Annotated in this window: 22 protein-coding genes, 7 pseudogenes and 1 other annotated feature; of the genes and pseudogenes, 10 read left to right on the forward strand and 19 right to left on the reverse strand. The window is 60.1% G+C overall.

Translation table 11 applies throughout. The features are described from left to right. From QCE58_RS33290 to QCE58_RS33310, 5 genes and pseudogenes are all read right to left on the reverse strand, one after another. Positions 1–118 (reverse strand): annotated as a pseudogene (locus tag QCE58_RS33290) (transposase); the annotation flags it as partial. A 12-nt stretch (positions 119–130) separates the two neighbouring features. Then, positions 131–849 (reverse strand): annotated as a pseudogene (locus QCE58_RS33295) (tyrosine-type recombinase/integrase); the annotation flags it as partial. Positions 850–1,073: 224 nt separating this feature from the next. After that, a pseudogene (locus QCE58_RS33300) lies at positions 1,074–2,324 on the reverse strand (MFS transporter). After that, positions 2,321–2,650, reverse strand: a complete 330-nt coding sequence (locus QCE58_RS33305; RefSeq protein ID WP_309781154.1) for a hypothetical protein — start codon at positions 2,648–2,650, stop codon at positions 2,321–2,323. Before QCE58_RS33305 ends, QCE58_RS33300 begins: the two are co-directional and overlap by 4 nt. A 46-nt stretch (positions 2,651–2,696) precedes the next feature. Continuing rightward, positions 2,697–3,149 carry a MarR family transcriptional regulator gene (locus tag QCE58_RS33310; protein WP_309781156.1) on the reverse strand — a complete coding sequence of 151 codons (453 nt, stop codon included), beginning with the start codon at positions 3,147–3,149 and terminating at the stop codon, positions 2,697–2,699. Positions 3,150–3,392: 243 nt separating this feature from the next. Here QCE58_RS33310 and QCE58_RS33315 point away from each other — a divergent pair, with 243 nt between their 5' ends. Further along, positions 3,393–3,659, forward strand: coding sequence for a DUF4148 domain-containing protein (locus QCE58_RS33315; protein ID WP_309781159.1), 267 nt, complete (start codon positions 3,393–3,395; stop codon positions 3,657–3,659). Positions 3,660–3,726: 67 nt separating this feature from the next. Here the strand turns inward: QCE58_RS33315 and QCE58_RS33320 are convergent, their stop codons facing one another. The 12 genes from QCE58_RS33320 to QCE58_RS33375 all read right to left on the reverse strand — a co-directional run bounded on the left by QCE58_RS33320 (position 3,727) and on the right by QCE58_RS33375 (position 15,501). Next, entirely contained in the window at positions 3,727–5,034 is a 1,308-nt protein-coding gene (locus QCE58_RS33320; protein WP_309781160.1) for an MFS transporter, read from the reverse strand. Positions 5,035–5,069: 35 nt separating this feature from the next. Continuing rightward, positions 5,070–6,089 (reverse strand): porin, encoded by a 1,020-nt coding sequence (locus QCE58_RS33325; protein ID WP_309781161.1) that lies wholly within the window; start codon positions 6,087–6,089, stop codon positions 5,070–5,072. A gap of 252 nt (positions 6,090–6,341) precedes the next feature. Further along, a complete protein-coding gene (locus tag QCE58_RS33330; protein WP_309781162.1) occupies positions 6,342–7,235 on the reverse strand; it encodes a phosphate ABC transporter substrate-binding protein in 894 nt (297 codons plus the stop codon). Between the two features lie 80 nt (positions 7,236–7,315). Next, positions 7,316–8,173: an aldolase/citrate lyase family protein gene (locus QCE58_RS33335; protein ID WP_309781163.1), complete on the reverse strand. Its 858-nt coding sequence runs from the start codon at positions 8,171–8,173 to the stop codon at positions 7,316–7,318. A gap of 50 nt (positions 8,174–8,223) precedes the next feature. After that, positions 8,224–9,132 (reverse strand): amidohydrolase family protein, encoded by a 909-nt coding sequence (locus tag QCE58_RS33340; RefSeq protein WP_309781164.1) that lies wholly within the window; start codon positions 9,130–9,132, stop codon positions 8,224–8,226. Then, a complete protein-coding gene (locus QCE58_RS33345) occupies positions 9,086–10,111 on the reverse strand; it encodes an amidohydrolase family protein (protein ID WP_309781189.1) in 1,026 nt (341 codons plus the stop codon). Before QCE58_RS33345 ends, QCE58_RS33340 begins: the two co-directional genes overlap by 47 nt. 15 nt (positions 10,112–10,126) lie before the next feature. After that, complete coding sequence (locus QCE58_RS33350; RefSeq protein WP_309781166.1) at positions 10,127–10,993, reverse strand: amidohydrolase family protein; 867 nt, start codon at positions 10,991–10,993, stop codon at positions 10,127–10,129. A gap of 25 nt (positions 10,994–11,018) precedes the next feature. Beyond that, complete coding sequence (locus tag QCE58_RS33355; RefSeq protein ID WP_309781168.1) at positions 11,019–11,405, reverse strand: RidA family protein; 387 nt, start codon at positions 11,403–11,405, stop codon at positions 11,019–11,021. A 15-nt stretch (positions 11,406–11,420) separates the two neighbouring features. Beyond that, positions 11,421–12,224, reverse strand: coding sequence for a 2-oxo-hept-4-ene-1,7-dioate hydratase (gene hpaH, locus QCE58_RS33360; RefSeq protein WP_309781169.1), 804 nt, complete (start codon positions 12,222–12,224; stop codon positions 11,421–11,423). A gap of 5 nt (positions 12,225–12,229) precedes the next feature. Further along, a complete protein-coding gene (locus QCE58_RS33365; protein WP_309781172.1) occupies positions 12,230–13,090 on the reverse strand; it encodes a fumarylacetoacetate hydrolase family protein in 861 nt (286 codons plus the stop codon). A 38-nt stretch (positions 13,091–13,128) separates the two neighbouring features. After that, the gene (locus tag QCE58_RS33370) at positions 13,129–14,475 is read right to left on the reverse strand and encodes an MFS transporter (RefSeq protein ID WP_309781173.1); all 1,347 of its coding nucleotides are present in this window, start codon (positions 14,473–14,475) and stop codon (positions 13,129–13,131) included. Positions 14,476–14,670: 195 nt separating this feature from the next. Further along, positions 14,671–15,501: an IclR family transcriptional regulator gene (locus QCE58_RS33375; RefSeq protein WP_309781175.1), complete on the reverse strand. Its 831-nt coding sequence runs from the start codon at positions 15,499–15,501 to the stop codon at positions 14,671–14,673. A gap of 269 nt (positions 15,502–15,770) precedes the next feature. On the opposite strand from QCE58_RS33375, the gene QCE58_RS33380 reads away from it, so the two are divergent. After that, positions 15,771–16,577 carry an aldolase/citrate lyase family protein gene (locus QCE58_RS33380; RefSeq protein WP_309781176.1) on the forward strand — a complete coding sequence of 269 codons (807 nt, stop codon included), beginning with the start codon at positions 15,771–15,773 and terminating at the stop codon, positions 16,575–16,577. Between the two features lie 672 nt (positions 16,578–17,249). Further along, positions 17,250–17,723, forward strand: a pseudogene (locus QCE58_RS33385) (thiamine pyrophosphate-binding protein); the annotation flags it as partial. On the opposite strand, the pseudogene QCE58_RS33390 reads toward QCE58_RS33385, so the two are convergent. After that, a pseudogene (locus tag QCE58_RS33390) lies at positions 17,711–18,264 on the reverse strand (transposase); the annotation flags it as partial. The pseudogenes QCE58_RS33385 and QCE58_RS33390 sit on opposite strands and share 13 nt — an antisense overlap. Next, positions 17,846–17,962: a sequence feature (AL1L pseudoknot), on the reverse strand. It overlaps the preceding pseudogene by 117 nt. A gap of 140 nt (positions 18,265–18,404) precedes the next feature. Between QCE58_RS33390 and QCE58_RS33395 the strand changes: the two are divergent. Next, a pseudogene (locus QCE58_RS33395) lies at positions 18,405–18,815 on the forward strand (transposase); the annotation flags it as partial. Positions 18,816–19,257: 442 nt separating this feature from the next. Here the strand turns inward: QCE58_RS33395 and QCE58_RS33400 are convergent. Beyond that, complete coding sequence (locus QCE58_RS33400; protein WP_309781178.1) at positions 19,258–20,112, reverse strand: alpha/beta hydrolase; 855 nt, start codon at positions 20,110–20,112, stop codon at positions 19,258–19,260. Positions 20,113–20,143: 31 nt separating this feature from the next. Between QCE58_RS33400 and QCE58_RS33405 the strand changes: the two genes are divergently transcribed. From QCE58_RS33405 to QCE58_RS33430, 6 genes and pseudogenes are all read left to right on the forward strand, one after another. Beyond that, entirely contained in the window at positions 20,144–21,019 is an 876-nt protein-coding gene (locus QCE58_RS33405; protein ID WP_309781180.1) for a helix-turn-helix transcriptional regulator, read from the forward strand. 111 nt (positions 21,020–21,130) lie between these two features. Continuing rightward, positions 21,131–21,595: a RidA family protein gene (locus QCE58_RS33410; RefSeq protein ID WP_309781182.1), complete on the forward strand. Its 465-nt coding sequence runs from the start codon at positions 21,131–21,133 to the stop codon at positions 21,593–21,595. Then, the gene (locus QCE58_RS33415) at positions 21,595–22,923 is read left to right on the forward strand and encodes an adenylosuccinate synthetase (RefSeq protein ID WP_309781183.1); all 1,329 of its coding nucleotides are present in this window, start codon (positions 21,595–21,597) and stop codon (positions 22,921–22,923) included. Before QCE58_RS33410 ends, QCE58_RS33415 begins: the two co-directional genes overlap by 1 nt. 12 nt (positions 22,924–22,935) lie before the next feature. After that, entirely contained in the window at positions 22,936–23,568 is a 633-nt protein-coding gene (locus QCE58_RS33420; RefSeq protein WP_309781184.1) for a pyridoxamine 5'-phosphate oxidase family protein, read from the forward strand. 149 nt (positions 23,569–23,717) lie between these two features. Continuing rightward, positions 23,718–25,091 carry an MFS transporter gene (locus tag QCE58_RS33425; protein WP_309781187.1) on the forward strand — a complete coding sequence of 458 codons (1,374 nt, stop codon included), beginning with the start codon at positions 23,718–23,720 and terminating at the stop codon, positions 25,089–25,091. 62 nt (positions 25,092–25,153) lie between these two features. Then, positions 25,154–25,560: pseudogene (locus tag QCE58_RS33430) on the forward strand (NADP-dependent malic enzyme); the annotation flags it as partial.

Below are 25,560 nucleotides of genomic sequence, written 5' to 3' on the forward strand. Positions count from 1 at the left end.
GATGGAACCCGACTGGCAGCACGTGGAGCAGGAAGCGGCGCATAAACTCCCCAGTGTCGAGCGTCATGGCCTTGTAGCGGGTGCGGCCCTTCTCGCGGTAATCGTTCCAGCGGAAGGTTCTGGGGTCACGCCGAGCAGCGTACGAGATGACGCGCTTGTTATACCAGGCGATCGCACTGATCGGTGCGGGGAGCGTGAAGGCGACGTTGAGTTGCCGCGGAGTCAGCGGGTCGACAGGATCGAGCCCCGAAAATAACCAGCCGTCATCCACCTTGCCCTGCGAACGGGCCACGCGCCACCAGACCCGCAAGCGCTCGAGCAGCACCGGTGAGAGAATCGCATAGCGATCCTTACGGCCCTTGCCCTGTTCGACGCGCAGCGTCATGCGCCGGCTATCGATGTCGCCCACTTTGAGCGCGACCACTTCGCCGGCCCGCAACCCGTGCCGTAGGCGATCGACAACGCTGTCTGATGCTTTAAATTACCTTTTGCCGCAATCAGTCGCCGGACCTCGTTCGGGCTGAGGATCACCGGCAGTACGCGCGGCACGCGCACGGGCTGCATCCGAGCCATCTATTCCGGCTTCTGAAGCGTGATCTCGAAGAAGAACTTCAGGCCGCTGATCGCGGCATTGAGAGAGATAGGCGATGTTCCGCGATCGACCAGATACAACTGGTAGTTTCGCAGGTCTTCGACCGTCGCAGTGTCGGGCGAGCGTTTGAGATAACGAGCGAATTCACGCACGATGCGCAGATAGCTCGCCTGAGTCTTCTGAGAAAGCTGGCGCATGCGCATGTCATCTGTCATACGCTGACGCAGAGGGCTGACGCCCGGTTGAATGAAGGTCATGATGCGGCTCCGTTGAAGAACGGGGCGGATTGCCCCGACCTTCAACATACAGAATCTCACCATCCACCTTTGAATACGCGCCAAGTCGAACCGCAGCCCCTACCGCGCGAGCGGTTTCGTTCGATGACCCGAAGCGCACAAGCAACGCGAAAGACATGCTACGACGGCTCGCGGACGTCAAAGAGACGTTCAGGCTGCATATCGATGCCGAGTAGGCAACGATATCAATGATTACGTACGCACCTGCTGACGCCGCCAGCTTCATCAGCCCATCGGCGCAGCGCATACACTCCGGTGGCTGCGGCTGCAAGTCCCGACGCCGCGCCGATCCCCAGCGCCCAGCGAGGACCAAAGTCATTGGCAACCCAGCCCACGATCGGAGCGCCGATAGGCGTGCCGCCCAGTGCGATGCCGAGACGCAGCGCCATCACCCTGCCGCGCATGGCCGGTCCGGTCGAGATCTGCATCAGGCTGTTGCTCGTGTTGGTGAAGGTCAACGCGGCAACTCCGATAACGACCAGTGCAGCCGCGAACACCCAGTAAGTCGGGGCGATGGCCGCCAGTGCGCAGCCCAGCCCGAAAATCGCCGCGCCGATCAAGAGGGCCGTGAAGCTGGGCTTTTCACGGCCCGCGGCGAGGAACGCGCCCGACATCGTGCCGATCGCCATGATTGACGACAAGAGGCCGTAGCCTCGCGCGTCCGCGTGAAAAACACCTACGGCCATCGTCGAAATGAAGATCGGGAAGTTCAGGCCAAATGTCCCGATCAAAAACAGCATGATCAGATTCGTCTTGAGATCGGGCCGGGACCACACATAGCGGAACCCTTCGGTCATGCCCTTCTGGGACCGATGCGCTCGCGCACTCTCACGCAGCTCCGACAGACGGAACTTAGACATCGAGATCAGCACTGCCAGGAAACTGATGCCGTTGATCAGGAAAGCCCAACCCGTGCCGACCGAGCCGATCACGATTCCCGCCACCGCAGGCCCGATCATCCTGCCAGCATTGAACGACGTGGAGTTGAGCGCGACCGCGTTGTGCAAGTCCGCATCGCCGACGAGCGAGCCGACGAAGGTCTGACGCACCGGCCCGTCGAACGCCGATGCGCATCCGAACAGGAAGGCAAACACATAGACATGCCAGAGCTCGACGACGCCGGCGATGGTCAGCACGCCGAGCGCCAGGGCGAGCGCACCCATCGTCGCCTGCGTGATCATCAGGAGCTTGCGCTGGTTGTAGTGGTCCGCCGCGAAGCCCGTCCACGGCAACAGCAGAAGCTGTGGTCCGAACTGGAGCGCCATGACCGTGCCGACCGCCGATGCGTTGTGATGCGTCAGTTGCGTCAGCACGAGCCAGTCCTGCGCCGTGCGCTGCATTCATGTACCGATGTTGGAAACGAGCGCACCCGTCGCCCACAGGCGGTAGTTGAAGATCCTCAGCGAACTGAAGGAACGAAATACGCGCGCGATCATGAGCGCTCTATCATCCGGCCACCATGAAAGCGGCCAAAGTGCCGGGCCGCGAACAGGCCCATCGCCAGGATCCCGAGCGCAAGTGCGAGTGCATCCTCCATGCGTCGAAGATCGAAATCGCCGACATGGCAGACCAGCGCGTAACTTCCAACGAGGTTCAGGAATCCCCACAGCACGTTGACCGTGGACGACGAGAGTCCTTCGCCCGGCGGGTTGGCAAATGGCGTCTGAAAAGGCTCGCCCTTCACACCGCTAGTGAGATGCGGAAGCGCGTTGCTCAACAGCGCTCCGCCGAAAAACCATGACACGAAGTGAAGCCAATTCATTCTCGGGTGCCTCCCACGTTGAGCGGTTCGACAACGATCAAGCCGCTCACTCTTCAACGAGTCGCTTGAGCAGTTCCATCGCGGCAGCAAGTTGCTGCTGTTCGGCGGATGACAACCGCGCGCGAATGGTTCGCGACAACCAGTCCTGCCGCGCGCTCTGCACTTCCGTGATCAGTGCGTGGCACGCGTCGGTCAGTGACAGGATGGTTCGGCGGCCGTCGGCAGGATCGGGCGTCCCCATGACGAGCCCCGCATCCTCCAGCGGCGCGATCGCGGTTCCCATGGATTGCGCGCGGATACCTTCGGCGCGCGCCAGTTCCGACGTCGACGCCGGTCCGCCGCGCTTCAAGCGCATCAGTACGGCAATTTGCGTGGCGGTCAGATCGCCATGGATCGAGGACTGAGCGCGCAGATTGCGCTTCAGCCTGGAAACGACCGAGCGGACATCGGACGCGAGATCGTCGGCCAGATCTGTCGCGGGAAGGGGCTTCTTCTTCATTCACGCAGGATAGCATATATAGAAAGTTAACTGGTAAGTTTTCTTTCTATGCGCAGCGCTCATGGTGGCTACTGGCCCAGTCGTCGCGGGTTCGAACGTGGATCCAAAGCCGTCGCACGAAAAAGTCCGAAGGACGGACATTGTATGAATCTCATGCGAGATACGAGTATTCCCTTATCGGGTTTTCACCTACACTAGCTTCACCGATTCATAAACAACTGCCTCTTTCGCCAGGATCCACACATGCGCTCAATCGCCAAACTTATCGTTCCCGTTTTCCTCGCGATCCCCGGTCTCGCACTGGCAGAGTCGAGCGCGCCTCTCGCTCATGCTCAAGCGCAAGAACATCTCGTGCAGTTGGCGAAGGCGGGATACAGCCCGCTGGTGAACGACCCGCTTTATCCACGACGTCTGCAGCAGGCTGAAGCAACGTTGTCGAAAAAGCCGACCACTAATGGGGCGTATGGTCCGGAGATCGAAGGCACGGTACAGGCGGGACGTTCACGGTGAGTTGCCGTGAGTCGAGCGCGCGCAGTAGCGTAACGATCGAACGCTTTCTGCGCGCGCTTCATCCAACTCAAACGACAGATTCCACGTTGACCTTTGGCGCCCACTCGCGCCGCATCAAGATCACAGCGCTTGCTGCGCCGATGAAAAGAAACACGCAAGCCGACAGCATCGGCAACGTGTAGCTGCCGCCAACGTGCAGCAGCCATCCACACAAACTGGCCGAGACACCGCCTGCGAGGCTCGTGGCAACCGTCAGCAAACCAGTGTTCAATCCAATCGCGGGCTTAGGGATCAAGGTCAGCTTGGACAAGGCCAGATTATTCGCCGTCGCCAATCCGGCCAACGAAAGCGACGCGACATTCCAGAACAGCGCCATCGCTTGCGAGTCGGCATACGCCCCGAAAATCACTGTCATGCCACCCAGCGCGCCCGCTACCACAAAGGCCTTCCGCACGATGAGCGTATCCTTGCCTCGCGCAATGATGCGATCCGCGACCCACCCGGCCGAGACCGCTACCACTGCGACACAAATGAAGCTGATGAACGTCAATACGCCGGACTTCATCAAAGACAGCCCGCGCTGTTCGACGAGATAGGACGGCATCCAGGTCGCGCAGTAAAACACGAAATAGCTGTAGCTGAAGGTCATGATGAAGCCGCCCCAGACTACCGGGCTCGCGAGCAGATTGCGAAGCGGAACGCTGGTCGCACGACGCTTCGCGGCTGCGAGCTGATCCTTCGTCGGAAAGTCGTTCTTGGCCATGGCAAGCCACGGCAGCAACCAGATCAAGCCCAGCAATCCTGTAATCACGAACATCGCCTTCCACGAGTACACGACGATCAACCACGCAGCTACAGCTGCACCGATCGCGGGGCCGACCTTCCCGCCTAAAGAAAAGATGCCCGTCGCAGTTCCCTTGCGCGATTCGTCGAAGCTGTTCGCAATGAAGCGATAGCTGGCCGGAAGCACCACCGCTTCGCTCGCTCCGATCAACAGGCGCACCACGATCAGGGCTGAAAGCGAGTGAGTCACACTGGTTGCCGCCGCTGCAAGGCACCAAAGCGCGAAGCAGATCGTGTAGGGCCACTTGACACCGTAGCGATCGACCACCCACCCCATCGGCAACTGGAGCAAGGCATAGGACCAGAAAATCGCCGAACCTAGCCACCCTCGCTGAACGCTCGTGAGAGCGAACTCCTGGATGAAGGCTTTGTCTGCCATTGCAGAAGACAAGCTCGTACGATCGATGAACGAGATCATCCACCCGACCGTGAGCAACAAAAGTATGGCCCAAGGCCTGTCCACCGCAGAACGCGTCTCTTGACTACTGCCGGTCATCTCCAGATTCCTGTTCATGCCTTCTCCCGTCTTCATGCAAGTTTCTTTCCCAGGCCAATTTCGTCGCAATCTCAGAAGGCGTGGTTGATACCCACCGCAGCACCGATCTGATGCGGAATCTTTTGCGAATTCAACGACGTGTTCGTGATGTAGCTCCCGCCATACTTGGTGTAGTCGACTTCGGCGTACACCAGCGTTCTCTTCGAGAGAGCGTACGTAACGCTGCCCACACCCAGGCTGCGCTTTCCACTTTGATTCGGCAGGTCCGTAATGTAGTATGCCGCCCCCACACGAATATCAGGGCGTAGATCGTAGGTTGCACCTCCCCAGTAATTGAGGGTTCGTACATCGGAGGTCGGGCTGACTTGTGTTTGGTTCTCGTTCATATAACCACCAGCAAGGCGCAGCGCCCCGAAGGTCACCTCGGCGCCGAACGTGTAGTAGTTGTTGGGTCGATAAACGTTGGTCGTTCCCTGTTGCAGGTCGCGGTATTCGTATGCGCCTCCGACTTTGAGCCAGTTCCACTTGTACTGAAGGCCCACTCCTCGCATTGCCGCCGCGTTGAAGTTTCCGGCCACGCCTCCGAAAGAGTTCTCGGCGCGCACATCGAGACCACCGATCTTCGCGATGTATTTGACGTCGTTACTGACACGGAATCCGGCTGACGCACCAGATACGGGAATCAGCGTCGGATAGAGAAGATTGAACGGGTCATAGTCATACGCGACATCGTGCGCGATCGTGAACTGACGACCCGCAATCACAGTGCCGTACGGGCCGCGAACACCGACGTACGAGGCACGGTTGAACAGCACATCGTTTGTATTATCCAGCGCTCCGCTGGCCAGGAAGAAACCTGTTTCCAGCCGGAAGAACGTTGCCCAACCCGAGCCCAGGTCCTCCGTGCCCGTGAATATGACGCGATTCGAGCTGTACCATCCACGATTATTGGTCGACCAGGTCGCACCTGCTTTCGAGTCCGTGTAACGGATGCCGCCGTCGAGAACGCCCGAGAGCGTCACGCTCGATTGTGCACATGCGGCACCGGCAATCGACCCAATGGCCAGCGCCAAAGAAATACGTTTAATCATCTCCGTGCTTCCTATTTTCTTGGTTCGTTGAGTCACGCGGCAATCATTGCGGCCTGATGGCACATCCGGATTTCCGCGCAAGCAATATCAGGTTCAGCTGTACACACGACAACGCCTGATCAAACTCTTGTTTTCTTCATCGCCGTCTCCAGAATACTATTGTTATGTATTGCTAATTTAGTTAAGAACGCCCACGCGTCCCGACTTCGTTTCATTCGCTGCGGGCCCCATCTCCGGGGCTCGCGTTACGGCTCAGCCCAAAGCTCCCGTCACGTCATCGAACAGTTCATCCACACTCAAGCGGTGCGGAATAATCTTTTGTTCGACCGACCAATCGATAGCCAGCTGAAGATTCTTCCGATTCGCCTCCAGCCCTATCGGCGGAAAAAGCGACGGGAGACCTTCCGCGAGTTCACCGCTTTCCACGATCATCCGGTAAATGTCCCGCACGATCTCGGGATGTCGCCGGGACAGGTCTTCATGCACGGCGAACATGTGGTTGATTGGCACGACTCCCTCGCGAGTGAACCAGGCCTCTGCTGCGGCGTGAGCGTCAGGAATGAGCGTGCGGACGTTCTGATCCTTCGGCATGTCCGGCGCTCCGAGCAGTGCCGCTGCCAGATCGCCGTCCAGCATGCGCTGCGCGATCGATGTCCCATGAGGCAAACGCTCGCAACCGGCGGGCTCGACGTACTCGGCAACATGCCCGTCTTCAAGCGTCACCCAATGAACCTTGTCGAGGTCGACACCGTACTCGTGCTGAAGAATGCCCCTGACCCACAGGCCCGTTGTTTGGGCATAAGAGCGCACACCGACCCGCTTTCCTTCGATGTCTTTAGGCGCAAGTTCGCCGAACGACGAGTTGTACACCGCACAGTGGTGTTGAAGCCGCCCGAGAATGGGCGCCGGCAACAGCACGTAGGGCTTGCCGTAAGCCTTCGCCTGAAGGAAGGTGACGATCGCGAGTTCGCCGGCATCGAATCTGTTCTCGCGCAACATCGCCTTGAAACCGTTGTGGGCGGGGGTCGGCCCGCGATACTCCAGGCTCACGAGATCCGACGTGACTCGACCGTCCCGCATCGCCTTCGTTACGGGATGTACGTCCAGGTTGACACGCAGGGTCGGCACTTTCTGGTTCGATGACATGTGGACTTCCTTAATACCTCTGATGTACGCGCGCGGAGCGGCGACAGCTAAACAAGCGAAGGAATTGCGACCGCCACTCGTCAATAGCCGGCGAGTTCGCGCGTCTCGCTGACGACGCCGTAAGTCCGCGAATGCGCCGACATCAGAAAACCAAAGCCTTCCTTCAGGACTCTCTCGTGATTCTTCGACGTGACATGCGGATGCCCGACAACGACACCATGCTTTTTGCACGTCTCGACGATCTTGGCCATTGCACCGAGCACTTCGGGATGTTCGTACTGACGCGGGTGGCCAATCTGTTGGCTGAGGTCACCTTCGCCGATGAGAATGAACCCGATGCCGGGAACGTTCGCAAGGATGTCGTCCAGGTTTTCGATTGCCTCGACGCTCTCGCACATCAAGCCAACGAGAATCTCTCCGTGCGGCGCAAGCGGCCAGACGTCTGCCTTTGCGTAATAGTCGGCCATGTTGAGGCCCCAGTACCGCGCGGCCGTTCCCGGACCGTCGCCGCGTACGCCCTTCGGTTCGTAGAGCGGGGCATTCTTCGGTCTCGCGTATCGACACGATGCCACTGCGTTGTACGCCTGCTCGACCGTCGAAACATGCGGCCACACCACGCCGTAGCAGCCGCGGTCAAGCACTTGCTTGGCGAATGCCTGATTCATTTCCGCGCCGTTCGACGGAATGCGCGCAATGGGAGTGACGCGCGGCGAGAGCGATCCAGACGCGGCGATCTCCTTTCGGTTCAGCATGTATTGGAGCGCGTCGCCGAGCGCTGAAACGTCGTACGGGTTGTGCTCCATCTCGAACACGATGCCGTCATAGGGCGCATCGCTCATCTCGATGGCCGTTTGCTTATCGAGCTTCGAGAATGCGGTCAGTGCTGGCTTTCCGGATTCGAATGCACGGATGATGCTATTAAGTCGAACGCCGCTCATGATTCATGTCCTTGCGTTAAAACTGCCAGTTCCAAAGGGTCGATCTGCATTCAGCCAAGCGCCGGATAGAGCCGCGCCGCCGTTTTGCCGAATATCCAATCCTGATCTTCGGCGCTGATGCAATTCAGGCTCTCCTGCATGGTGCGAAGAATGTCGCCGAGCGTGCCGGGCGAGGTAGGATAGTTCGAACCCCATGCCAGACGCTGCGCGCCGAACGCATCGATCAGTTTTGGAAAGAACGTCTCGGCGGTCGCCGATCCCGACCGAGCGTCCTCGCAGTTCTTGGGCGTCAGCTTGAGATACACGTTGTCGAGAGACGCCAGCTCGAAGAAGTCGTGCGCGCTGCGATAGGGAGGACCGTCCTTGAGATTCGGGCGCGCCATGTGATCGATGACGATAGCGACATCAGGAAAGCGTTTGGCGAGTGCCTTGACCTGTGCCAGTCCGGCGGCGCTCGTCGTGATGCACATTGGCAGCTTGAGTTCCGAACAAAGTTCCCACGAGGGATAAGCACGCGCATCTTCGAGCACGCTTGCATCGAAGGCCTGCGTGCTGCCGCCCGTGAAGAGACGCAGGCCGACGAGGCCCCGTTCTACCCAACTCCGGATCGTATCGGGCGCGTCCGGCCGCAAAACGTCCACCGAACCCACCGCAACGAGCCGGCCGGGATAGCGGGCACAACCATCGACCGCATAACTGTTATCGAAGCCGTATGTTGTCGACGAATGAACCACCGCCGCCTTTGCAACGCCCGCTCGATCCATCTGCTCAATCAGCGTCTCGACGGTCGTCGGCCGCTCCTTCGACCACTCTGAGCGCTTTCCGAACAACGGCGCTGGCGGATAGCGGCTTTCGTCGTCGGAGATGATGTGCGGATGGATATCGATGATCTGTGACATGGTACGTTCCGCCTTAGTTGCCGCGTGCCTTGAGGCGCTGGTCCAGACGCGGATAGACACGCCGCACGTTGCCTTCGAAAATCTTGAAGCGGTCTTCGTCGGTCAGCGCCGGGCAGGCGTCGATATAGCGTTTGGTATCGTCGAAATACTGGCCGGTGGCCGGGTCGCGGCCACGCACCGCGCCGATCATTTCCGATCCGAACAGCACGTTGTCGGATGGAATGACTTTCGTCAGCAGTTCCACGCCGGGCTGGTGATAAACACACGAATCAAAGAAGATATTGTCGAGCAAACCTTCCAGCGGGCGCTCCCGCATCTCCAGCGACATGCCTCGATAGCGCCCCCAGTGATAGGGCACGGCGCCTCCACCGTGCGGAATCACGAGGCGCAATGTGGGGAAGTCCTTGAAGAGGTCCGACTGCAGAATCTGCATGAACACGGACGTGTCCGCATTCAGGTAATGCGCGCCAGTGCCGTGAAAGCACGGGTTACAGGAAGACGCCACATGGATCATCGCCGGCACGTCCAGGTCCACGAGCGCTTCATAAACCGGATACCACTCACGGTCAGTCACCGGCTTGCCTGTCCAGTATCCGCCGCTCGGATCAGGATTCAGATTGCATCCGACAAAGCCGAGTTGCTCCACGCAGCGTCGCAACTCCGGAACCGAGTTCGCGGGCGCCGCTCCCGGCGATTGCGGCAGCTGGCAGACCGGCGCAAAGTTGTCAGGAAACAATTCGGCCACGCGATGCACGAGTTCATTGGACATCTCGGCCCATTCGAGGCTGGTGCGCTCGTTGCCGAGATGGTGGCTCATCAAACCGGCAATGGGCGAAAACAGCGTGAGGTCACTGCCCCGCTCACGTTGCAGCTTCAGTTGACCATTCACGATGGCATCGCGTATCTCGTCATCGCTGACGCGTGCTTCATCGCGCGACGGCGCATTCGCCGGATCGTTCGCGTGTTCGACCTGCTTCGCACGCCAGTTTTTGAAGGACGCAGGCACCGTCGTGAAGTGACCGTGACAATCGATGATCATCATCTCTTCCTTGCTTCAGAATCCGAACAATTCGGCGGGGTTGTCAACCAGCACACGCTTGAGCGTCGCGTCGTCGGGAACGTATCGATAGAGCAGTTCGAGCAAGTCGGCGTCGTTCGGCGGCTGCTTCGGCGAGACGGGATGCGGCCAATCCGTGCCGTAGATGCATCGATTCGGCGCCGCCTCGATGAGCTTATGCGCAATGGGCAGCACATCGTCCCAGGGACGACCTGTCTTCGTGATTTTCTCGCCGAGCGAAAGCATCGTCCAAGTGTTGCCTTCCGAAAGCATCTCCAGAACCACCTTCAACGAGGGATCGGCATCGCCTGCTTGCGGATCCGGACGGCCCATGTGATCGATCACCAGGGGCACGCTCAACTTGCGGAAAGGCGCAATCGTCGACGCGATGCCGCCGGGCTCCGGCTGAACTTTCACATACCAGCCCAGTTCCTTCACTCGCGCCAGTGCCCGTTCGATGTCTTTCTCGTCCATCGACGGCCCCAGCCCGGCGCGGGAGAAGCGTGCGCCGCGCACACCCGCCGCGTGTAGCTTTTCGATGTAGGCATCGTTGCGCTCCTTGAGCACGACCGCATTTGCACAACCCCGATAGTTGGGACCAGCAAGCGCCAGTCCATCCAGCACAATCTGATGATCCGCGCCATACGTGGTGGCTTGCACGATCACGCCCCGCGTAAAGCCGAGAACGGAATGCAGATACAGTGCGAGCTCGATGGTCGCGCTGGGCATCTCGTAGGCCGCGCCCGGCAGCACCGGGTAGCGCTCGGCAGGGCCGAAAACGTGAAACTGACTGTCGCATGCGAGCGGCGGCGGTATCTTCGACGGCGTGCGTGGCTCGGGATCGAACGGGAAATACGCTTGCATTTTGAGCGTCCTGGAATCCGGTGAGTTAACGGGGCAAAACGGCCATCACGTCGCATTGCACGAGCGATGGCCCTTCAGCCGTCAGCGGCAGCGCATGACGCGCAGGCCGGTCGTCGTGATGGGGGAAGAGCCTTTCCCATTCGTCATTCACGGGTTGCCGCTGAGAAGGGTCGCGCAGCCAGACTGTCATCTTGACGATGTCGTCCGGCGTGCCTCCGGCGGCTTCGACGATCGCCAGAACATGACCGAACATGTTCGCGCACTGCGCCTGAATCTCGGAGGGCATGTCGCCCGTGACCGGATCGATGCCGAGAATGATCCCCGACGTCAGCACGCCGTCGATCACGCACGCGTTCGGAATGGGATTCTTATGTTTGAAGCCGGGAATGTAGATGCTCTTGCGGCGGGCCATGTCGTTCTCTCCTCGTCAAATGAAGCGGCACGAGGTCGAGCCGCATGGACCGTAGTCCGCGTGAATCACATCGCCTGCCGCGACGTCGATCATTCGCGTGAACGAACCGGCAAGGACGATCTCGCCTTCGGCGAGCATTTGGCCGTGTTCGGCAAGGCGGTTGGCGAGCCATGCCACACCAAGTGCCGGATGTCCGAGCACGCCGGCGGCCACGCCTGTCTCGCTGATACTGCCGTTGCTGTACAGCAGTGCGGAAACCCAGCGCAGATCGAAATCGTTCACTTTGAAAGGGCGCGCGCCGAGCACGAGCGCAGCATTTGCGGCGTTGTCAGCAATCGTGTCCATGACCTTGCGCCCTCTCTTGGTCACCGGATCGACTCGATGCAGACGTGCATCAAGAATTTCCAATGCGGGCACGACATAGCGCGTGGCATCCAGCACGTCGTACAGCGTGCAGCCGGGGCCGGACAGCGGCTTGTCAAGAATGAATGCCAGCTCCACTTCGATGCGCGGGGCGCGAAAGCGAGAAGTGTCGATGGTCGCACCGTCGTACTCCAACATGTCGTCGAGTAACACGCCGAAGTCAGGCTCGTCGATTCCTACGGCTTCCTGCATCGCTTTCGATGTCAACCCGATCTTGTGGCCGATCACCGCGCGTCCGTTTTCGCACTTGATGCGCATCCATTCAGCTTGAATGGCGTAGGCATCGTCGATCGTAATGTCCGGATGCGCGTGCGAGAAGATGTCGAGAGGTTCACGACTGCGCTCGGATTCTTCCAGCGATTGCGCCAGGCGCTTGATGATTTCAGGTGCGAGCATGGCGATCAGGCCTCCTGAGCCACAGTGTTACGAAGCGTGCCGATACTGGGCGACTCGATCTCCACCACGTCACCGGGCTTAAGCCAGCTCGGCGGGTCCTGGCGCCACCCCGTCCCGGTCGGCGTGCCAGTGAGAATCAGGTCACCCGGTTGGAGCGTGGCAAAGGTGCTCAGGTACGCGATCAGTGCATCGAACGGAAACATGAGGCGCGCGGTCGTATCGTTCTGACGAAGCTCGCCATTCACGCGTGTTTGAATCGCATGTTCAGCCGCCGGATCACATTCATCAGCGGTCACGACCCAAGGACCGAGACTGCCCGATGCATCGAAGTTCTTGCCTTGAGTGACGTTGAACTTGCCGTGTTTGAGCCAGTCGCGCACCGACCCTTCATTGGCGAGCGTCATACCTGCGATATGTTCGAAAGCACGCTCTCGCGGAATATGGCGTCCGGCTTTGCCGATCACCAGCACGAGTTCGCCTTCGTAGTCGAGTTGCTCGGAGACGCGCGGGCGAATCAGCGCATCGTTGTGTCCGACGAAAGAGCCCACGTTGCGAACGAACAGGCTGGGATAGCGCGGGAGCTCCGAATTGTCCTGATACTCCTCGTTGCGCTCCTTGTAGTTCACGCCGATGCACCAGATCTTCTGCGGCGCCGTGAGGGGCGGAAGCAGACGCACGTCGTCGAGCGAGATACGCGAGGCGCCCGCGGTGTCGATCGCACGGTGCGCGATGGCGAGCGCATCGGACGAAGCGAGGACATCGTCGAGCGTTGCGAACTCGCGCATCTCGACAATGCCGTCGTCGAGCAGCACGCCGACACGCGGGAGTGCGTCGCCGTCGCGCAAAGTGAAGCGGAGAAATTTCATGACCGAATCCTGATAGTCGATTGGGTAGGAAGCCGTGTCTAGCGACGTTGGCCGTTCTTGAGCAAGGTTTCGTCGCTGACCAGTGAATTGCCGCGTGCCACGGTCTCGCTAGCACCAGCGGTCAAACGGCGCCCGCGTGTCTCGGGCAGCACGAACGAGAGAACGATGAAAATGGCGGCTGCGGGCAGCGCTATCAACATGCCGCGCGCGAGGCTGTCGTTCAGCGAGACCGCCGCAAGCGGTACAAGTAGCGGCGCGAGACTGCCGGCCGCGCGGCCGGCCATGTAGATCGTGGACACGGCCGTTGCGCGCACTTCAATGGGATACAACTCCGAGAGCCAGGCGCCGGCTACGCCGAGTGCACTGCTGCCGATTGCGAAGACGATGGGCAACCAGAAAATCGGCCATGCGAGATACGAGCCGGTGAAGCGCGCGTTTGGCGTTACGACCAGGATGCCCAGGGCGATCAACCAGCAAACGCACGGGGCGACGGCGCCAAAGCGGCGGCCCAGGCGGTCGTTGAGCCAACCCATCACGATGTAGCTGATCCCGCCTACCAGCGCCGCCGTAACCGTCGACGCTCGCACGACGTCCGGCGGCGTTTGCAGTGTCTTGAGCATCAGGCTCGGGACGAACACGACCACTGCGTAGTAGCAGAACATGTACGTCGTCAACCACAGGCCCGCAGTGATCGAGATGGCACGCAGACGACCGCTGAACATTTCCGCGAAGGTGTTCCCGCGTGCCGGAGCGAGACCCGCGCGGCGCGTATGGTCGTATTGCGCCCAGGCGCGCGATTCAGGCATCCAGAAGCGGATGAACACCGCGAGCACGACGGGTGCGCCGCCCGTCAGCAAGCCGACGCGCCAGCCCCAATCGACACTGAAGGACTGAACCGCCCAGAGACCGACGATGGACGCGCACGCACCCGCCAGAGTGGCCGAGCCCTGAATGAGCGCGGTTCCGAGTCCTCGACGCTGCGGATTCCAGGTCTCGTTGAACAGCACCATGCCGGCGCCCCATTCACCGCCCAGGGCGATGCCGACGATGAAGCGCATGACGACGAGTGCCGCGAAATTCCACGCGAATGCGGAGCCGACCGAGGCCAGAGCGAACACGACGAGCGTCCATTGCAATGCGGCTCTGCGCCCGATGCGGTCTCCGAGCCAGCCGAACAGACCGCCGCCGACAACGGAGCCCACCAGCGTAATCGTCGTGATGCTTGCTGCTTCGCCCAGCGTGACGTGCATCGAACGCTGAATCGACGGCATGAGGTACGGCATGATCAACACATCGTAGAGATCGAGCGCGAAGCCGAGCATGCACGACACGATGATCCCCAGTCGTTGCGCGGGGGCATACGGTGCAACAGCGGTGTCGTTCATGCGTGTCTCCTACGGCGCAATCGGCTGCATCGCGACGAATCGCCTGGCTGGCGACTCGTGCGCTGCAACGTTGCGCAGTCATTTCGTGTGGCTTGATGATTTCACGGCGTAAGAGCCGCAGCCACTGCGAAACCGCATGAATTTCCGTACCGTGGATTTTTTTGAAAGGCGATTCTGAAGGCACGCTCGAAACGATCAACGTGAGCGAGTACGTCCGGCCCGCTGCATTTCCGACAATCTTTTGGTGATGAGCGCCGCCTTCGTACGCATGGCCTTGACGATGCGTGGTAGCTCAGGCTCTGCGAGCCGTTCGGACATTGCCGCGATCGCGACGACAGCGATCGTCTGTCCATCGTCATCGAATACGGGGATCGCGAGCGCGCGGGTGCCCTGCAGTACGCCCTCTTCGGAATACGCATAGCCGTTGCGACGCGCGGCCTCGACGCGCGCGCGAACGACGTCCATCGACGGACCACCCGCAGGCAGGCGCGTCACGTTCATCTTGCAGATGTGCTCGGCCTCGTCGGGTGGCAGTGTGGCGAGCAACATGACTCCCGCGATACTCACGCCGAGCGGGCGACGCGTGCCGACGTCGATCGCCAATACCTTGATGGGATATGAGCCTGTCTTGCGCTCGATTGCGACCGAGTCCCAGCCCGCACGGATGGTAAGGAACGTGGTGTCGCCGAGTTCGTTGGCCAGTGCCGTGAGATAGGGCTCCGCGGCCGTACGTACTGGAAAGTGCGCCGGTCGGCTGAGCCCCAGCAGACTGATCTCGGGCCCGACCCGATAGCGCCGGGTGGCGCGGTCCTGCTCGCCCACACCCTCGGCAATAAGGGTCTGCAGAATCCGATGGACCGTCGGATGACTCAGCCCGGAGTAGGTGACGATATCGGTGAGCCTGACGCCGTGTTCCCCACCTAACGCCAGAATGCGCAGCACTTGGAACGCTCGGCCAATCACGCGCACGCTGGAGGATTCCTCGTTGGCGTCGTTTCCGCCCGCGGGTTTCTTGTTGTCTGGCATGGGTCGCGGTGGTCGTTTCAAGTTGAACTTCTCCGTTGATGATGGCGGTTGCGTGATCGCTACAAAGGCCGACATTGCACCTCTCTAGCCGTCTGCATGCGAGAGGATATGCATAGATTTTCCGCCAGATGGACATTTCGCGCATCGAGCCATTCGAGACGGCAAGCCGTGGCGGTCGGAGACGGGGGGAAGACCAGATAATCAGTTTGTCGTCGCGAAGTCGAGATCGACGAAAGCGACAGATCACCGCCTTCTTTCCAGGGATGAGCATGGACCTTCCAACGAACACTTTTAAGCGCGGCCTTTCTGAGGGCATTCCACAGTTCGGCCTCTGGGCCGCGTTCGCGGACGCTTATGTCACGGAGGCCGTGGCGTCCACCGGCTTCGACTGGCTCCTGATCGACAACGAGCATGCCCCGAACGATTTACGAAGTTCTCTCGCTCAGTTACAGGCGATGGCGCCCTACCACTCGCATCCGGTAGTACGGCCGGTTCGAAGCGATACCGCGCTCATCAAACAACTGCTGGACATCGGTGCGCAGACGCTGTTGTTGCCGATGATCGATACTCCGGAGCAGGCGCTTGAAGCCGTTGCGGCAACGCGCTATCCGCCTCAGGGCGTCCGTGGAGTCGGTGCGGCGCTGGCCAGGGCTTCGCGCTGGAATCGCGTTCCCGGCTACCTTGAGAAAGCCGCCGACGAAATTTGCGTGCTGGTTCAGGTCGAAACGACGCTCGGGTTGGGCAATCTCGCGGCCATTGCGGAGGTCGACGGCGTCGACGGGGTGTTCTTCGGACCTGCGGATCTAAGCGCGTCGATGGGTTTGCTCGGCAAGGGCGGCGCAGAACCCGTTCGCGAGGCGATTCGAAACGGTATCGCCGTAGTCCGGAAGGCCGGAAAGGCTGCGGGCGTTCTGGCATCGGACGAGCCCTATGCACGCGAGTATCTCGCGGCTGGCGCGACCTTCGTTGCGATCGGAACCGACGTTGGTCTGCTGACGGGCGCGGCGACTAAGTTGCTTGCGACGTACAGAGATCCGTCCAGGGAAATCGTGAACAGCGAGAAAGGCGGTTATTGAATTGATGGGCGGCCGGTTGCCCAGGCTCGTGAGGGTCGCGTCGCCGGCAGCTTCCCTCCTCGAACGACGCGGCGGTTCCACCCAGATATTCACTGGCAAAGCCAAGCCTGCTGGCTTTCGTGAAGCAGCCGGGTAGGGAGGCGCATGATGCGACGCCGCTCCTCCCGCAAGCGTCGCGTCGGCACGCCCACAAGCGGAACGGTGATGAGTAGAGGCCTCTCTGGCAAGAGGCCTTTAGCCGTTTCCACATGCGATGCGCTGCAGTCGTGCTCGATTTCGCGATATCCCGCTTGCCGTTTCGCGTCGCCTTCTCGACATCGCCATCAGCCGTATGCGCGGAGGCGAGCAAGCATCGGCGCCACTGCATAGGTGGTATGCAAAGGACGCCAAGAGCCTGTTCAACGCGTGCTGCATACTTCCCCCAGAACAGGCCTGATTGCTCAGACCGCATCTTCAGGACGCCATCAGTGAACGAATGGCGCAGCGGACGTTTTTTTCCGGTGCCACCTGTTGACCGCGCGGCTTTCCAGGTTCCTGGCTTTGGCCGTCGGACGCGTGGCGAAAGAAGAAGGTACGAGACTCTCCACCACTTCCGTCGGATATGGACGCGCTCACCCATTGGCAGGTGTTCGTGTCGATCTCTTCTGCCAATCTCAAAGGAGCTTGAAATTCATGTCTGACACGATCGAACTTCGCAACGGCGGCCGCATTCCGGTCGACGCGCTCGCCCGCAACGCGGTCGATACCGTCTATTGCGTACCCGGCGAAAGCTATCTCGCCACGCTCGGTGCGCTGCATGACACGCACGGCATCCGCACCATCGTCACGCGCCGTGAAGGCGCGGCGTCCAACATCGCCGATGCCTACGGCAAACTCACGGGACGCCCGGGCATCTGTTTCGTCACGCGCGGCCCGGGCGCAACTCACGCGGCCAATGGCGTGCACACCGCAAGCGAGGACTCGACGCCGATGATCCTGTTCATCGGACAGGTGGGGCACGGCTTCATGAGGCGCGGTGCGTTTCAGGAAGTAGATTACCGCAGGATGTTCGGCGGCATCGCGAAATGGGTCACTGAGATCGATAGCCTGGAACGCATTCCCGAGGTCGTCTCGAAGGCATTCAGCATCGCATCCTTGCGCACTCCATACACGCCGAAGTTCTCGTCCCAGACCGCCCGGATGAGGGCCTTCAGTTCAATATCACGACGCGCTCGTGCTGGCCATTGCTCCGGATCGCTGCGCCGCCGGGCATGCCGGTAGTACGTCGACGGCGCGATCGGCAGCAGGCGGCAGATCGGCTCGATGCCGTAGACGTCGCGATGCTCGTCGATGAACGCGATCATGGCTTCGATCGGCGGTCGAGCTCCGCCTGCGCGAAATATTCAGAAGCCTTGCGCAGGATCTCGTTGGCCGTGCGCAGTTCACGATTCTCGCGCTCCAGTTCCTTCAGTCGCGCCAACTCCGAAGCTGTCGCGCCCACTCGTTGGCAACGGTCGCGCTCAGCCTGAATGATTCAGTTGTCAAGCGTCTCGCGCGACATCCCCATCTTCGACGCGATCGAGCGGATCGCCGCCCCCTGCGTTTGATATTCGTGTTGGTGCTCGAACACCATCCGCACCGCTCGCTCACGGACCTCGTCCGAATATCGCACCCCGGTGGGCTTCCTTGCCTTGCTTTCGTTTTCCATGCTTCAAATCTCCCGTTACAGCCAAGATCCGAAGTCTCCTACATTTCCGGGAATTGGTAAGGACTTCCTCCATCGCCCGAGCGGCACCTAGCGATGTCATCATGGCTGTTGCTACGCAACCTTCAGCGAAGGGGGAAGTCATGGAACAGATTGCTCGCGTTGGTGTGGATCTGGCCAAGAACGTGATGCAGGTCCACGCAGTTGACCGCGCCGAACGTGTCGTTGTACGGAAGGCGATTTCTCGCGAACGGTTCGTGAACTGGTTTGCCAATCTTGAGCCCTGCCTGGTAGCTATGAAAGCGTGCGGCGGTGCCCATTATTGGGCGCGCAAGTTACGCTCGCTCGGACACGATGTCCGGCTCATTCCACCGCAATTCGCTGCCCCCTATCGCAAAGGAGGTCCGCACGTAAAGAATGATGCACAGGATGCCGAGGCAATCTGCGAGGCGGCTAGCCGCCCACAGATGCGCTTCGTGCCGATCAGGTCACCTGCCCAGCAAAGTGCTCGTGCTTCACCGCATGCGGACCGGCTTCGTCGAGGACGTGGTCGGTACTCCGAGCGCGGTGATCCCCGCAACATACATGTGAAGCAGGAGCCAACCAGTCATTACTTCACGCTTGAAGACGCATAGGTAAAGGATAGCGGACAGGTCAGACCGGCAGCGGGCGAACTCGATGAACCGTAAGGCGCCACAGCGCATCGACTCGCCGACCCGGGGATGGAGTCCCGCTGCGCGGTTGCTATCCGGGCCCGGGTGCAGCAGCTGTTACAGCGCCCAATAAGGCCGTTTATAGGCGTGCAGTCTGTCTTCCCGCCATCCATGCCACTCACGTCTCGAGTGCCACCGGTACTTGACTAATGACTCTTCAAAACCTGCTTGCAGAAATGGGGAGGTCCTTATAGGCGGTTCAGAAATTCCGATCGCCCAGCGCAGGCCGAGGGCAAAATACAATGTCGTTCGGCCGCATACCTAGTGGGATGATTGTCGACGCTTACGATTCGATCATTTCGATAACGGCCTTTGATAGTGCCGCGGCCGGTTCGCCGAGACGATCGACCGCATCGAAATGATGTCCATCGGCTTGTCGGACGATCCGCACGTCCAGCCCATGGTTGTTCAACAGCGTCTGATACTCAGCCTGCAACCTATGGAACTCGTCCGATTCGTCGCCGCCGACTGTCAGGATGAAAGGCAACGGCCGCTTGGGGAGATGGAACTTCGGGCTATACGCGCGCACCTCCGCCTCGTCTAGTCCCACGACCTTATTGAGGTAGCAAAGACGAATCGGTTCGAGATCGTACAGACCGCTGATTGCGCAGGCGCCCTTCAGGACATCGTTCGGCAGGCCGCGGCTCTCCCAGTCCGTCCCCGCAAGAATGGCGGTCAAATGTCCGCCCGCAGAGCTTCCAGATACGAAGATCGCGTTGCGGTCGAAGCTCAGTTGCTCCGCGTTTCGATACAGATTCGCGATGGCCTCGATGTTGTCAGATACGATATCGGCCATGCGCACGGAAGGCGCCAGCCGGTAGTTGATCACGGCAACGTTGATGTCCGCTTCAAGATACGGCCGGGCGACAGTGCTGAAATCCGACTTGTCAAGCGACTGCCAATATCCCCCATGAATGAAGACCAGCACGGGGCGCCCGTTCGTCCTGGCAGGAAAGAAATCGTACGCCTGCTGTGCGTCGTTCCCGTAGCGAAGGTCTTCGCGGACCGTGTGCTCCGCGCGAAAGCGTTTGCTTTCCGTTTTCCACCTTGCGAACACTTCGAGATGGTCTGGAATGCCCGCGCGGACGTTGTATTGATTGTCGAGCGCCTCTTGATCGAATGAGCGGTAAACCGGCATGCTGTACCTCGAGAAACAGATGAGTGTTTGAATGATCGATCCGGTCCGTGGATCGCCTTTAACCGTACCGCGACTCGGTCTGGCCGGCGCGCGCGCACGTGACAACGATCAACGAGGAAACGCCATGTTCGGAAAGAGCGAGGACCGTGAGGATTATCAGGCAATCGCGCGGCCCGTGGGAGGAATGGCCCGTGACCTGCCGGACCGGTTCTTTATCGACTATCACGCGCACGTCCGAGGGCAACTCATTTACGCCTACGCGGGATCAATACTGGTCACGGCCGACGGCGGCTCGTGGGTGGTGCCGCCCCAACGGGCCGTTTGGGTTCCGCCAGGGGTCAGGCACTGCATGCAGGCCGTCGGCAAGATCGAAATGCGCACGCTCTACTTCGCGCCGCAACGCACACCGCTCGACGCGTCGAACTGTTGTGTTGTCTCCATTTCTCCGCTTCTTCGGGAGCTGATCGCGGCCATCGTCGCGATGCCCGTCGACTACGACGAGCAAGGACGAGACGGGCTCGTCGTCGAGCTGCTCTATCGCGAGGTAAAGCCGTTACAGGTCGAGCCTTTGCACTTGCCGATGCCGGCAGACGAGCGCATCGCGCGTATATGCCGCTGGATTATCGCGAACCCAGCAGAAGAAACCTCGCTCGAGTCCTGGAGCAAAGTTGTCGGGGCAAGCGAGCGGACCATTATCCGGCTCTTTCCAGATCAGACGGGAATGACATTTACGCGCTGGCGTCAACAGGCGCGATTGCTGGCAGCGGTCCAGATGCTGGCCGAGAACCGCTCTGTCACCGAGATCGCGTCGGTGCTCGGTTATGACAGCCCGAGCGCCTTCAGCGCGATGTTCCGCAAATCGCTTGGACGAAGCCCCAGCGAGTTTTTCAGGGTGATGTCGGAGTGATGAACTTGGCATTTACGCGATAGAGCGCGGCCTATCCGCGAGAGCATGACGTCCGCGTCCTCTCCAGAATGATCTTGAGCCGCCTCGTTCCGGCGGCGTTAAGGAGAGAAGATGTCAATCTACGATCGCATTAAGGAAGCGGGTCTCGGCTTGCCCGTCCATACACCGGTCCGTGCAGCGTTCAAACCATTCAATCGACACGGAAACTTGCTGGTCATCTCCGGGCAATTGCCGGTCCGTGACGGCAAGGCACAGTGGACCGGGTCCGTGCCGGAAGTGGTGTCCGTCGAGGATGCACGCAGCGCAGCGCGACTCTGCGTGCTCAACGTGCTTGGATGGGCGCACTTGGCGACCGACGGCCACCTCGAGCGCATCTCGAAGGTGCTGAAAGTCGGCGGTTACGTTGTCACATCTGAAGGCTTCGCCGATGCACCGATGATCATCAACGCGGCGTCGGATTTGATCACTCAGCTCTTCGGCGAGCGTGGCGAACATGCGCGCATAGCGATCGGCGTCGCTAGCCTGCCGATGAATGCGCCGGTGGAAGTGGAAGCGACCTTCGTCGTCGAAGACTGATGACTATGACGCGCGGTTACGCGGACGTTCTCGTCGGCCTTCAGTATGGTGATGAAGGCAAGGCCAAGATCATCGACCATCTGGCTCACGCCTACGACATCATTGCTCGGTTCAACGGCGGTGCCAACGCGGGGCATACGGTCCGTACGCCGCTGGGAAGCGCGAAGCTAGCGCAGGTGCCATCGGGCGCATTTCACCCTGACAAGCTGCTCTACATCGGCTCGGGCTGCGCGGTGAACCTCGAGAAGCTGGCCGGCGAGATTGACGCGCTCGAACGCGCCGGCCTGACGCTCGACGGACGATTGGTCATCAGCGGCCGTTGCATCGTCGTCCAACCCGTTCATGTCCGCATGGACGTGCTACACGGATCGCACATCGGAACGACAGGAAACGGCATCGGTCCGTGCTATGCAGATCTCGCGCTTCGAATGCGCTCCGAATGCCGTACCGTCGTTCAACTTCGCGATTTGCACGAGAACCTCGACCTCGCCTTCGGACAGATGGCAGCGTACGACCGCCTGTCGGCACCTTGTTCCAAAGCGCATGAGGCCGAAATCGCCGCCACCTTCCATCGACTTCGGGCGGCGTGGACGCGCATCTTGCCTTTCGTGACGATGGACGACTTATTCCTGACGCGACTGGTGAGAGCGGGGAAGCGGGTGCTTTTCGAGGGCGCGCAGTCGTTGCAACTCGACGTGTCGCTAGGCGATCAACCTTATGTCACGTCGAGCCATACGAGTGCATCCTTCGCCTACGTCGGTGGCGATCTCTCGTGCCACTTTCACCGAAAGACGATCGGCGTGGCGAAAGCGATCGTCTCGCGCGTGGGTGCGGGGCCGTTTCCCTCTGAATTCGGCGGCATGGCGTCTGCGTCCTACTGTGCTCGGGCCGCCAAGGAGGGGACCGGGGGCGAAGCCGAACGGGCGAGGTTCGATCCGCATGCGCTTCTTGCATCCGGCGATCCGTTCGAGCTTGGCATCGCGCTGCGGATGCTGACGGACGAATACGGCACGGGCAGCGGGCGGCCCCGGCGCATCGGCGCACTAGACGTTTCGCAGCTTGCCGACGCGGTATGTCGTCACGCCGTAGACGAGATCTATCTCAACAAGTGCGACAGCCTCGCCCTGTTCCCCAATAACGCGTCGGGCGCCATTCCGGTGTTCGACGAAACGTCGCTTCGCTGGTTCCCTTCCTTCGCGGGACCGTTGAATGCCAGTTTGCCCCCTTCGCTGCGCGGTCTGATCGCGCATATCGAGCGACGAACCGGAAGCCGTATCGCAGGCATAGGCACAGGTCCGGCCAGAGACGACATCATCTGCTTTCAATGAACCACATCCACAATGACCCCATCCTTCCTTAACGTTCAAATGCGTCGAAGCGATCTCGCATGGACAGACTGGCCATCAATTCTCGCTTTCCTGAAAGATGAACTTATTTGTAGAGTCGCCGTACACGACAAGCCTTTTCCGTACGTGCTCGCTCAGAGCTTCACGTTTACGGGCGATGCATTCCTTATTCACTGCTCCCGCTTTGGCAGCTTCGCTCAGAAGTTGCGCGAGAACGGACACATCACTATCGAGGTGGACAGACCTGTGTCCCTGCTCAAGGCGCCCAAAGGACAGAATACGAGTCTCGAGTATTACAGCGTGATTGCCCGCTGCCAAGCGTCCATCGATCACAACACCGATGCCGTTATTCGCCATCAGAACCAGGCACTAGACAAATTCCGCCCGGAGAAAGATTATTCTCCAATCGAACAGGGCGCGGCCAACCAGATCATTGTGATTCGTTGCGCTGTAATTGAGATGACGGCAAAGAAGCGCATTCTCGCCGACGGTCAATATTCTCCGCCTGGTCAGCCCCAAGCTCCGTATCTTCGCTACCCGTTTGCCTCCGGCGCGACTATGTCCGGCCTCGCGCCCGACGCCTTCGATCCCAATCGATTTGCAAAACGGACTCTGGGCGACGCATAGCCGTTGCGCGGCAGCATAACTTGGCGTAAGCGCGACCATCGACGACATCTTCTAACGCGCCTGTCTTCTTTTGACGACTGATAGTGGATCTGCCGCAGGGAAGTAATTCGGCAAATCCACGTACAGGAAGTCACCGAGGAGATACTCGAATGAAGATGGGCAATGTCGACGTCACATGCTTTGGCGTGGCAGACCGGCTCGAAAGACTGCCGGTTTGCGGTTACCACCGCTGGCTATTTATGATCATTTCGCTTGCGTTTTTCTTTGACAACGTCGACCTCGCCACCATGACGTTCGTTCTGGGTTCAATCAAGTCGGAGTTCGGTTTGTCGCCTGCGCAAGCCGGCCTGCTGGGCAGTGCAGGATTCGTAGGGATGGCCTGCGGTGCCGTCTGCTCGGGAATGCTAGCCGATCGTTTCGGACGTAAGCCGGTGTTCCAGATCAGTATGGTCGTGTGGGGAATAGGAAGTTTGCTGTGCTACACCGCGAGTGACGCGACAGAACTGGGCATTTACCGCGTGTTGCTAGGTATCGGCATGGGCATGGAGTTGCCGCTTGCTCAAACGCTCTTGTCCGAGTTCATTCCGGCGAAGAGCCGCGGTAAATACCTCGCGCTCATGGACGGAAACTGGCCAATCGCGTTTGTGTGCGCGGGCTTGCTGTCCTACGTGGTGCTCCAATCGCACAACTGGAGAATGTTGTTCCTCATCGAATCGATTCCGGCCTTGTTTCTGTTCGTCATCCGCCGCAGCGTGCCGGAATCTCCGCGCTGGCTCGAATCGCAGCGACGTCATGAAGAAGCCGAGCAAATCGTCTCAAGTATCGAACAGACGGTAATGAGCAAACTGAAGATCGACACGCTTCCGTCGGTCACGCTTTCGGTGGACGCCCGTCATCATGAAGCGCGCGGTCTGAAGGTGCTTTGGTCCTGCGCCTATCGTCAGCGGACCATGATGGTCGGCGTGCTCTGGTTCTTTGCGCTGTTGGGCTTTTACGGACTCAACACGTGGCTCGGAGCATTGCTTCAGGCATCTGGTTCTGCGGTGACAAAGTCCGTGCTGTTCACGGTGTACATCTCGTTGGGCGGCATCCCGGGTTTCCTGACCGCTGCGTGGGCCGTCGAACACTGGGGCAGAAAAGCGACGTGTGTCGCAACCTTGCTCGGTGGGGCGATCATGACCTATGTCTTCGGTCATGCAGCGCAATGGGGTGCGTCCTCAGCGGGATTGATCATAACGGGTGCCGGAATGCAGTTCTTCGCCTTCGGCATGTGGGCCGTGCTCTACGCTTATACCCCCGAACTCTATCCGTCGCGTGCTCGAGCAACGGGTTGCGGGTTCGCGTCGTTCTGCGGACGGATCGGCGCATTGCTCGGGCCTACGCTCATCGGCTGGCTCTTGCCCGTCGTACAACAAGGCGGGGTGTTCATCTTCGGAGCAACGTGCTTCGCTGTCGCATCGCTCGTTGTACTGCGATTCGGCGTCGAGACACGCGGCGAAGTGCTCGAAGCCGTGTCGGAGTGACGTGAAAAGCGTCAGCACGTTTTTATCAACATTGTGTCAAAGAAACACGCCAACCGACCCATATGACCCAAGACAAACGAGCGGCGCTTGCCGCCGAGGCGCTCAACTATCACGAATTTCCAACTCCGGGGAAGATTGAGATAGCGTCGACCAAGTCGATGCTGACGCCGCGCGATCTAGCATTGGCCTATACACCCGGCGTCGCCAGCGCCTGTGAAGCGATCGTCGAAGATCCGCTGAACGCCGCGCGCTTCACCGCGCGCAGCAATCTGGTCGGCGTCGTCAGCAATGGCACGGCCGTGCTGGGCCTCGGCAACATCGGGCCGCTCGCATCGAAGCCGGTGATGGAAGGCAAGGCCGTGCTCTTCAGGAAGTTCGCCGGCATCGACGTGTTCGATATCGAGCTGAACGAAAGCGATCCGCACAAGCTCGTCGACGTGATCGCCGCGCTCGAGCCGACTTTCGGCGG

It is taken from the genome of Caballeronia sp. LZ028, from assembly GCF_031451415.1.
Classification (GTDB): Bacteria; Pseudomonadota; Gammaproteobacteria; order Burkholderiales; family Burkholderiaceae; genus Caballeronia; species Caballeronia zhejiangensis.